Here is an 8,227-nt window from a genome sequence, read left to right as displayed (position 1 = left end):
CCCGGCCGAGGCGGGGGAGCCGCTCGTACAGGCGCACCCGGTGCCCCTCGCGGGCCGGCAGCAGGGCGCAGACCATGCCCCCGACACCACCCCGATCACCGTCACCTCCGGCATCCGCGCCTCCGGGTGAGCAGGCTCATGGAAATCCGGTCCCCCGATCACCGTTGTCTCCGGTATCCGTGTCCCCAGACGAGCAGGACGAACAGACCCATGCACGTTCCTCCCGCGACGGCGACCAGCGGATCCGGCGGGTCGAAAACCGCCGCGAAACCGACGGTCTCCATGACCGCCATCGTCGTGTAGATCGACACCAGCCCGGGGCTCCACGCCGCGGGTTCGGCCACGAGGCGCTCGATCAGGACCATGACCAGCAGTGAGACGACGAGCCAACCGGCGAAGTTACCGAGCGGGACGCCACGGTAGTGGCCGGGGTCGTGCCAGACCCACAGGCCCAGCCGGGTCATCCGCGGGTCCAGGAACACGTCCCAGGCGGTGAGCGCCAGCGCCCCCAGCGCGACCCGCGCGGCCCGGCTGCCGGGTGCGATCGCGGCGGCCACCGCGTGGGCCGCCAGTCCCATGCCACCCCAGGCCAGCGCCACGATCACCGGTACCCCGCCGAGCACCGGCTGGAGAGCGCCGGTGTAGTGGTAGTCGCCGAACGGCACCCCCGTCCTGGTCCCGACCCACTCCGCGGCGTACCCGGTCGCGACCGCGGCGGTGAACGCCGCGACGGCTCCGGTGGGGGAGTAGGTCACCGAGGCGAAGACCAGCGCGCTCGCCGCCAGCAGCGGGACGACCACACCGGTCAGCGCGATCGGCCGAGGCTGCAGTCCCGAGGCGACCTGCGCCACGACCATCGCGGCCAGCAGCACCGCGCCCAGCACGACCATCGCCTTCGAGGCGCGCGTAGCCACGGGTTCTGCCGGTGGTGGCCACACCCGCAACGCACCGGGCTCCTCCCGTCTGCTGTTCACCTGGTGGCTGTGCCCGATGGACGGTCATTTGATCGGCTGGCCGAGGTCAGGTTCGCTTTGAAATCCCGATCTCCCGGAAGACGGTGGCGGGGCCCGCGACTTCCAGAAGGGCCGGGGCTTGAACCTGCCGTGGCGAGAGGTCCTAACGTTGCGGGCGTGATCGGGAAAGACGACGCCGGGCGCAGATGGAGCATCGGCGAGGTGGCACGGGCGAGCGGGATGACCGTGCGCGCTGCACCACTAGCCGACGGGCAGACGAGACGACCATCTGGTCAGCGGTGGGTTGTCCGCTTCGTTTCCTTGCCCGCCTTGTCGTAGGTGACCCACTCGCCGGTCTTCTTGCCGACGTTGTACGTCCCCTCGTCCAGCAGGTTGCCGTTGTCGTGCCAGCGGCGCCACGGGCCGTGCTGCTTACCGTCCACGAAGGCGCCCTGCTGCAGGAGGCCGCCGCCCTCGCGGTGCCAGACCCAGTCGCCGACGAGCTGCCCGGCCTGGTAAACACCCTCCGCCTTCAACCGGCCGTTCCGAAAGTAGAAAGTCCACGATCCACTCCGCTGCCCGTCCGAGTAGTCGCCCTTACCCGACAGGGTCCCGTCCTTGAAGTATTCCTCCGCCATGACGACAGCATAGGAGCGGGTTGGCTGAATGTGCCGGTTCGTTCCCAGGTATTCGACCGGAAAGGTCTGTTGGTAAACCCGGAATCCGACACCCCGTATCTCCGCCGTGGGTGGCGCCGTGCCAGACGGGGAGGTGTGGTTGGCTGTCCCCCCGTGAACGTCGTTGAAGTGCTGGGACTGTTCGGAGCCGGGGTGCTGGCCGGGGTGGTCGGCACGGTGGTGAGCCTGGCCTCGATCATCTCCTACCCGGTGCTGCTGGCGTTCGGCTTGCCGCCGGTGACCGCGAACGTGACGAACACGGTCGCGCTGACCTTCAACGGGGTGGGCGCGGCGTTCGGGTCGCGGCCGGAACTGGCCGGACAGGGCGCGAGGGTCCTGCGACTCGGCACGATGACCCTGCTCGGCGGGGCGGTGGGGGCCGGATTGCTGCTGGCGACCCCCTCCGACACGTTCGAGGCGATCGCGCCCTGGCTGATCGCGTTCGCCTCGCTGCTGCTGCTCCGTCCGCCGAACACGATGGGAGGGTACGGCGGCGAGGACGGATGGAAGGCGCGCGCCGCCATGTTCGCCGTCGCGATCTACATCGGCTACTTCGGAGCCGCCGGCGGGGTCCTCATGTTCGCGGTGCTCTCGGCCGTGCTCGACCAGTCACCGGTCAAGATCAACGCTATCAAGAACGTCGTCTCCGCCCTGGCCAACGGGGTGGCGGCGATCGGCTTCGCCCTCTTCGGGCCGGTGCAGTGGTCGGCGGCGATACCCCTCGCACTGGGATTCCTGCTGGGCGGTCGGCTCGGCCCGGTGATCGCCCGACGCCTGCCCGGCCGCGCGCTCCGCCTCGGCACCGCCGCCTGCGGCCTGCTCGTCGCGCTCAAACTCGGCATAGACGCCTACGCGTGAGCCGGTTTGCGGTGGAGTTTGTTTTACGAGCATTCGGGCCTCGCCCGCGAGGTGCCATGCTGGAAGCCGATCGCCGTCGAAAGGTACGGCGCCGCGCATGGTGAAAAGCGCCTCGAAGGCAAATCGACGTGGCCAACGCCGGGCAGAACCTGGCCTTGACGGCGGCCGCCGCCCGTCCGGGCGGCCGAATCGTCTCGCCCCTCGGCGGTCCGCAGGAATTCCCCTGTGGGGTGAACTCTGTCTTCACCGGTACCGCCGCCGCTACGGCAGGGCAGCTTGACGTGCTGGCCGATCAGACGGCGCACGGCACACTCAATGTTCCCATCAGCGCCGAGTACGCCTTCGCCGACGCGAGGCTGCCCGAGTGCGGGCGCCGGCAGGTCAAGGGGTTACGGCGTGAAGAGGTGGCGATGCTGGCTGGAAGCCGCCGACGATGCGCTCGCGGCCGGGGACAAGCGGCCAGGCTAGGCGGCGAGCAATTGGCAGGACACTGTGAGGCCGGGGCCATGCTCCGGCCTCTTCGACGTCCATGGGCCCGGTCCGCCCTGGTTCCTAGGTAAGCCACTCCCAGGAATTCCGCAACCTTCTTCCACTCCGCTGGCCTAGGCAAACTCATCCGTGTCAGCCAAAGGGTACGGAACGAAGGGCGCCGTCATGACCACCTGGTTCATCACCGGAGCATCCCGCGGCCTGGGCGCCGAGATCGCCCGCACCGCCGTCAACAAGAGCGGCAACGTCGTGATCGCGGTGCGCAACCCGGACCGGTCATCATGGTGTCCACCTTCGACGGCCGGCGCGCCAACCTGATGACCAGCGGTTTCAACGTCGACGACCACAACCTGTGGATCCTCAAGGGCGAGCGAGCCTGGATCGATCCCGGCAGGCGCGGAACAGGAGAGTTCCACCACCGCGGCAACGGCACCTTCGCCGGCAACGCCACCATCTTGGACCTGCGGCATCGCATGTACCTGACTCACGACTGACACCGACCGGATGCGCCGGCCGTACCGGCCTCGTCACCCTCTTCTCGGCTCACGCCCCCTCGGCACGAGCCGTCACCCTCCACGCTCTCGAAGGAAGCCCACCATGACCACAATCTTGGACGAACTGCGCCGCCGCGCCGCCGACCCCGGGCGTCGCATCCTGCTCACCGGAGCCGCCGTCGTCACCATGGACCCCGGCCTCGGCGTCATGCCTCGTGCCGACCTGCTCATCGAAGGCGACCGGATCGCCGCCGTCGGCCCGGACCTCCAGGCCGAGGACGCCCTGATCATCGACGTCACCGGCGCCGTCCTGGCCCCCGGCTTCGTCGACACCCACCGGCACGCCTGGGAGGCCCAACTGCGCCGGATCATGCCCGACGTCAACGACCTCGGCGAGTACGTCACCTCCACCCTGGCCGGGATCGCTCCGGCGTACCAGCCGCAGGACATGTACATCGGAACGAAGCTGGCCGCGCTGACCGCCATCGACAGCGGCATAACCACCATGCTGGACTTCTCCCACAACTCCCGCACCGCCGACCACTCCGACGCCGCCATCCGGGCGCTGATCGACAGCGGTATCCGGGGCGTGCACGCCTCGATGCGCCCGCACTTCGGTGACTGGGACGGCCAATGGCCCGCCGACCTGACCCGGCTCCAGGACACTTACTTCACCTCCAGCAGTGGGCTCCTCACCCTGCGCCTGGCCACACTCGCCACCGGCGAGATCGCCGGCCCCGACCTCGCCTACGGCGAACGCCTCGCCCGCATCGCCCGTGACCTCGGTATCGGCGTCAGCATCGACGCCGTCTTCGGCCTGCCCTCCTCCGAGGCCATCCTCGGCTGGGCCAAGCAAGGACTGCTCGGACCGGACGTCGCCCTCATCCACTGCACGGGCCTGACCCCGCAGGCATGGCAGGCGATGGCCGACACCGGCGCCGCGGTCTCCCTCGCTCCGACCTCGGATGCCCAGATCGGCTTGGAGAGTGCCGTCCCAGCAGTAGACGAGGCGCTCGCCGTCGGCATCCGGCCGAGCCTGAGTATCGACGTCGAAGTCGCGCTGGCCAGCGACATGTTCACGCAGATGCGCGCCCTGCACGCCATCCAGCGCATGCGGGCCGTCAACGCCGCCTACGGCACCGGCGAGCCGCCCGCCCGGATCGGCGTGCACGACGTGCTCGACTTCGCCACCCTGCAGGGCGCCAGGAGCATCGGCCTCGGCGACGTCACCGGCTCTCTCACCCCAGGCAAGCAGGCGGACGTGCTCGTCGTCCGCGCCGAGGACCTCAACAACATGCCCCTCAACGACCCGATCGGCACCCTCGTGCTCGGCTCCGACCCGCGCAACATCGACGCAGTCCTCATCGCCGGCCAGGTCCGCAAGTGGGCCGGTACCGTCCTCGACCTCGACCTGGCCGGACTGCGCGAGGACGTGCGCGCCTCGCGCGACCGCGTCCTGGCCGCCGCCGGATACCGGCACACCCGATCATGACCGGCGCAGGCCCGCCACCCGGGACCGGCCTGACCTGCGGCGCCTACCCGAACGACGGCGAGTCGGCCCGGCCGAGCCGTCAGGCCCGCGACCACACCGCCCAGGACGCCCTGCACGGGGCCACCACCCACCCATACAACTGACCTTCTTCTCACCCGGAAAGAGCTCGACATGCACACCAGCGAACTCCTCGACACGATCATCAAGAACAGCACCCGTCCGCTGCTGCTGGCCGGAGGCACCGTCATCAGCATGAACGCGATGCTGGGCGACTGGGAGAAGGCCGACGTCCTCATCGGCGGCGACACCATCGTCGGCGTCGGCCCTGGTCTCCTGACCGCCGCAGACGACGACGGCATGATCGTCATTGACTGCACGGGCCGCCTCGTCCTGCCCGCCCGCGCCGATTTCACCGCCACCGGCGCGACCGGGACCCTCACACCCGGCGAGCGCGCCGACATCGCCGTGATCCGCATCGCCGATCCCGCCGATCCCAACGGCACCCCGGACGGCCCGGTCATCGCCCGCGCCCGCCACCTGGACATCCTGCTCGACGGCGGCCAGGTCACCCACTACGACGGCCGTCCCACCGGCCCCGCCCGAACCACGGAAGAGGCGGAGCCATCCGCGGTCGCCGCCGACCACCCGTACGTCGGCCTCTGGGTGGACCAGGCCGACTTCCTCCGGCAGAACCTACTGCCCGACGGCCGCTACGACGAGGCCCGCGGCGACCGCGCCAGTGCCTACACCGGCCGCTACTGGATCAATGGCACCCGCATCGACTACCTCGACGACCTCGGCTTCTGGGCCTACGGCGAGTTCCAGGACGGCGACCTGCGGCACGCCGGCTACCGCCTCACCCGCCGCTGACCCCTCAAGCCTCGCACGGTCCGGTCGACAGCCGCCTCGGTCGGCCCCTTCACCCCTCCGCCCCCGCTCCAAAGGATTCCAGCCCATGTTCAAAAGCCCCCTTCAGCTCCTCGGACTGTTCGCCATGTTGCTCGCGTGCGCCGCTCCCAGCGGAGACCGGTCGACGCCCGCCACCCACCCGTACATCGGCATGTGGGTCACCGCCGACGGCCGCATTCGTCAGGAACTCCTGCCCGGCGGCCGCTATGAAGAGGAACGCGACGGCCGCAAGCGCGCCTACACCGGCCGTTACACCGTGACCGGCACCCACATCGACTACTACGACGACCTGGGCTTCACCGCCACCGGTGATGTTCGTGACGGCGTGCTCTATCACGAGCACCTGGTGCTCTACCGCGAGAGCTGAACACCAGCACCAACCGCCTGGCGAGCCTTGCCCCCCCGCACACCGCGCCCGCAGAAAGGACAAGCCATGCCACGCAACGTGCTGACCTCCACGGCCTGCGTGGCCCTGGCGCTCATAGTGACCGCCGGGTGCGCCACAACTCCACGACCCTCCACCACCGCCCTCGCACCCCCAGCCGGCCGCAACGCGGACGATGGTGCAGTCGACTGCGTCCCGCCGGAGCTGAGCAGGGCGGGGAACCCCGATATGTCAGGCTACCTTGACGTCAAGAAGGCTTGACGTCAAGGTAGCCTGACGAAATACTCGAACCATGTCCACTCCTGACGAGCTTGAACGCCGGTTCACGCTGCTGACCGCAGCCGCGCGCTACGACGCGCTACGCACCCGTGACGCACTGGCCGCACCGGCCGACGAGGACGACTCCACGCTCACGCCGCCCGACCCCGACGCGGAGCCCCTGACCCGGGGCGAGGTGCTGGAGCTTCTCGCGCTGGGCGAGGTGATCGCGCGGAAGGCGGGCTATGGACGCCAGCTCTCCGTGCGCTCCGCCCGCCAGGCCGGCGCCTCGTGGTCGCAGATCGGTGCCGCCCTGGGAACCAGCAAGCAGGCGGCGTGGGAGGCCCACAACCGATGGATCGACGAACAGGCCGGGGAACGCGACGGTCACTGGGGCTGGGACGAGAACGACGTGGCGGCCGCTCGCGTACTCGCCGGCGACCCCGAAGGCGAGAACACGGGATGAGCGAGCGTGCCGAGACCGCCGTCCGTCCTTTCGTCCTCGACATCGCGCAGGCCGACCTGGACGATCTGGCCAGCCGCCTGGCCGCGACCAGATGGCCGGATGAGCCGGCCGGTGCCGACTGGTCCCAGGGCGTGTCGACGGCCTACCTCAAGGAGCTGACCGCATACTGGCGCACCGGCTACGACTGGCGGGAACACGAGGCACATCTCAACCGGTTCCCCCAGTTCACCACCACCATCGACAAGGCCAACGTCCACTTCCTGCATATCCGTTCCGTTCGGGACGATGCGCTGCCACTGCTGATCACCCATGGCTGGCCAGGATCCATTGTGGAGTTCCTCGACGTCATCGGGCCCCTGACCGCCCCCCGGACTTACGGTGGCGACCCGGCCGACGCCTTCCACCTGGTGATCCCGTCCATCCCGGGATACGGACTGTCCGGTCCGACCCGCGAAGGCGGCTGGGATGTGCACCGGGTCGCCAAGGCCTGGGCCGAGCTGATGCGGCGCCTGGAGTACCCCCGCTACGGCGCGCAAGGCGGCGACTGGGGCCACGCGATCACCCGGGAGCTGGCCGCTGTCGACCCTGACCATGTCGTCGGAATCCACCTCAACACCCTGCTCACGCCTCCTCCCAGCGACCCCGCCGAGGTCGCTGGGCTCACCGACGATGACAGGGGGCGGCTTGACCGGCTGGTCGGTGCGGAACCGGAGATGTCGGGCTATGCGAAGATCCAAGGCACCCGGCCGCAGACACTGGCCTATGCGCTCACCGACTCCCCGGTCGGGCAGCTCGCCTGGATCGTCGAGAAGTTCAAGGAGTGGACGGACTGCGTCGACGTGCCCGAGGACGCGGTCTCCCGCGACCGGCTCCTGACCAACGTGATGCTCTACTGGCTCACCGCGACCGCCGGGTCGTCGGCCCGCCATTACTGGGAGGCGTTCCATTCCTCCCGGCCGCCGCGTACCGGGCCGTTGGCGACGCCCACCGCGGTGGCGGTCTTCGCCGCCGACCTGGCCCGCCCCGTCCGGCAGCTCGCCGAACGCGACAACAACATCGTCCACTGGTCGGAGTTCGACCGAGGCGGCCACTTCGCCGCGATGGAGGAACCCGACCTGTTCACCGACGACGTCCGCGCGTTCTTCCGGCGGTTCCGCTGACGGACTCCGGGACAGGTCCGATTCCTGTGTCCCTGAAAGGTAGGCTGCGGGCGGCCGTTGGGTGTTCCTGTGTGGAGGACGCGGGC

The 8,227-nt window shown here is 69.6% G+C and carries 12 protein-coding genes and 1 pseudogene; 10 read left to right on the top strand and 3 right to left on the bottom strand.

Annotated features, from left to right (window positions below; genetic code table 11):
* The 3 genes and pseudogenes from ABZ260_RS40930 to ABZ260_RS40920 all read right to left on the bottom strand — a co-directional run.
* Positions 1-79, bottom strand: a pseudogene (locus ABZ260_RS40930) (hypothetical protein); the annotation flags it as partial.
* Positions 80-158: 79 nt separating this feature from the next.
* Positions 159-914, bottom strand: a complete 756-nt coding sequence (locus ABZ260_RS40925) for a carotenoid biosynthesis protein (RefSeq protein ID WP_355628449.1) — start codon at positions 912-914, stop codon at positions 159-161.
* A gap of 332 nt (positions 915-1,246) precedes the next feature.
* Positions 1,247-1,591, bottom strand: a complete 345-nt coding sequence (locus ABZ260_RS40920) for a hypothetical protein (RefSeq protein ID WP_355628446.1) — start codon at positions 1,589-1,591, stop codon at positions 1,247-1,249.
* A 153-nt stretch (positions 1,592-1,744) separates the two neighbouring features.
* On the opposite strand from ABZ260_RS40920, the gene ABZ260_RS40915 reads away from it, so the two are divergent.
* The 10 genes from ABZ260_RS40915 (at position 1,745) to ABZ260_RS40870 (ending at position 8,141) form a co-directional block, all read left to right on the top strand.
* The gene (locus ABZ260_RS40915) at positions 1,745-2,488 is read left to right on the top strand and encodes a sulfite exporter TauE/SafE family protein (protein WP_355628443.1); all 744 of its coding nucleotides are present in this window, start codon (positions 1,745-1,747) and stop codon (positions 2,486-2,488) included.
* A gap of 654 nt (positions 2,489-3,142) precedes the next feature.
* The gene (locus ABZ260_RS40910; protein ID WP_355628441.1) at positions 3,143-3,295 is read left to right on the top strand and encodes a hypothetical protein; all 153 of its coding nucleotides are present in this window, start codon (positions 3,143-3,145) and stop codon (positions 3,293-3,295) included.
* Positions 3,259-3,471, top strand: coding sequence for a hypothetical protein (locus ABZ260_RS40905; RefSeq protein WP_355628438.1), 213 nt, complete (start codon positions 3,259-3,261; stop codon positions 3,469-3,471). Before ABZ260_RS40910 ends, ABZ260_RS40905 begins: the two co-directional genes overlap by 37 nt.
* Before the next feature lie 103 nt (positions 3,472-3,574).
* Complete coding sequence (locus ABZ260_RS40900; RefSeq protein ID WP_355628435.1) at positions 3,575-4,963, top strand: amidohydrolase family protein; 1,389 nt, start codon at positions 3,575-3,577, stop codon at positions 4,961-4,963.
* Entirely contained in the window at positions 4,960-5,106 is a 147-nt protein-coding gene (locus ABZ260_RS40895) for a hypothetical protein (protein ID WP_355628433.1), read from the top strand. Before ABZ260_RS40900 ends, ABZ260_RS40895 begins: the two co-directional genes overlap by 4 nt.
* A 28-nt stretch (positions 5,107-5,134) precedes the next feature.
* Positions 5,135-5,833, top strand: a complete 699-nt coding sequence (locus tag ABZ260_RS40890; RefSeq protein WP_355628430.1) for an Atu4866 domain-containing protein — start codon at positions 5,135-5,137, stop codon at positions 5,831-5,833.
* 85 nt (positions 5,834-5,918) lie between these two features.
* Entirely contained in the window at positions 5,919-6,239 is a 321-nt protein-coding gene (locus ABZ260_RS40885) for an Atu4866 domain-containing protein (protein WP_355628427.1), read from the top strand.
* A 66-nt stretch (positions 6,240-6,305) separates the two neighbouring features.
* Entirely contained in the window at positions 6,306-6,518 is a 213-nt protein-coding gene (locus ABZ260_RS40880; RefSeq protein WP_355628424.1) for a hypothetical protein, read from the top strand.
* Positions 6,519-6,549: 31 nt separating this feature from the next.
* Positions 6,550-6,981: a hypothetical protein gene (locus ABZ260_RS40875; RefSeq protein WP_355628421.1), complete on the top strand. Its 432-nt coding sequence runs from the start codon at positions 6,550-6,552 to the stop codon at positions 6,979-6,981.
* On the top strand, positions 6,978-8,141 hold the full coding sequence (locus tag ABZ260_RS40870; protein ID WP_355628418.1) for an epoxide hydrolase family protein: 1,164 nt from the start codon (positions 6,978-6,980) through the stop codon (positions 8,139-8,141). The genes ABZ260_RS40875 and ABZ260_RS40870 overlap by 4 nt, the downstream gene beginning before the upstream one ends.
* Positions 8,142-8,227: the final 86 nt, after the last annotated feature.

Source organism: Streptosporangium sp. NPDC006013, assembly GCF_040614275.1.
Lineage (GTDB): Bacteria > Actinomycetota > Actinomycetes > Streptosporangiales > Streptosporangiaceae > Streptosporangium.
This window is presented reverse-complemented; position numbering and strand designations above follow the sequence as displayed.

Coding starts and splice junctions, on each gene's coding strand:
- ABZ260_RS40890 (WP_355628430.1), top strand. CDS start 5,135: ATGCACACCAGCGAACTCCTCGACACGATCATCAAGAACAGCACCCGT.
- ABZ260_RS40875 (WP_355628421.1), top strand. CDS start 6,550: ATGTCCACTCCTGACGAGCTTGAACGCCGGTTCACGCTGCTGACCGCA.
- ABZ260_RS40920 (WP_355628446.1), bottom strand. CDS start 1,591: ATGGCGGAGGAATACTTCAAGGACGGGACCCTGTCGGGTAAGGGCGAC.
- ABZ260_RS40905 (WP_355628438.1), top strand. CDS start 3,259: ATGGTGTCCACCTTCGACGGCCGGCGCGCCAACCTGATGACCAGCGGT.
- ABZ260_RS40900 (WP_355628435.1), top strand. CDS start 3,575: ATGACCACAATCTTGGACGAACTGCGCCGCCGCGCCGCCGACCCCGGG.
- ABZ260_RS40910 (WP_355628441.1), top strand. CDS start 3,143: ATGACCACCTGGTTCATCACCGGAGCATCCCGCGGCCTGGGCGCCGAG.
- ABZ260_RS40885 (WP_355628427.1), top strand. CDS start 5,919: ATGTTCAAAAGCCCCCTTCAGCTCCTCGGACTGTTCGCCATGTTGCTC.
- ABZ260_RS40880 (WP_355628424.1), top strand. CDS start 6,306: ATGCCACGCAACGTGCTGACCTCCACGGCCTGCGTGGCCCTGGCGCTC.
- ABZ260_RS40870 (WP_355628418.1), top strand. CDS start 6,978: ATGAGCGAGCGTGCCGAGACCGCCGTCCGTCCTTTCGTCCTCGACATC.
- ABZ260_RS40895 (WP_355628433.1), top strand. CDS start 4,960: ATGACCGGCGCAGGCCCGCCACCCGGGACCGGCCTGACCTGCGGCGCC.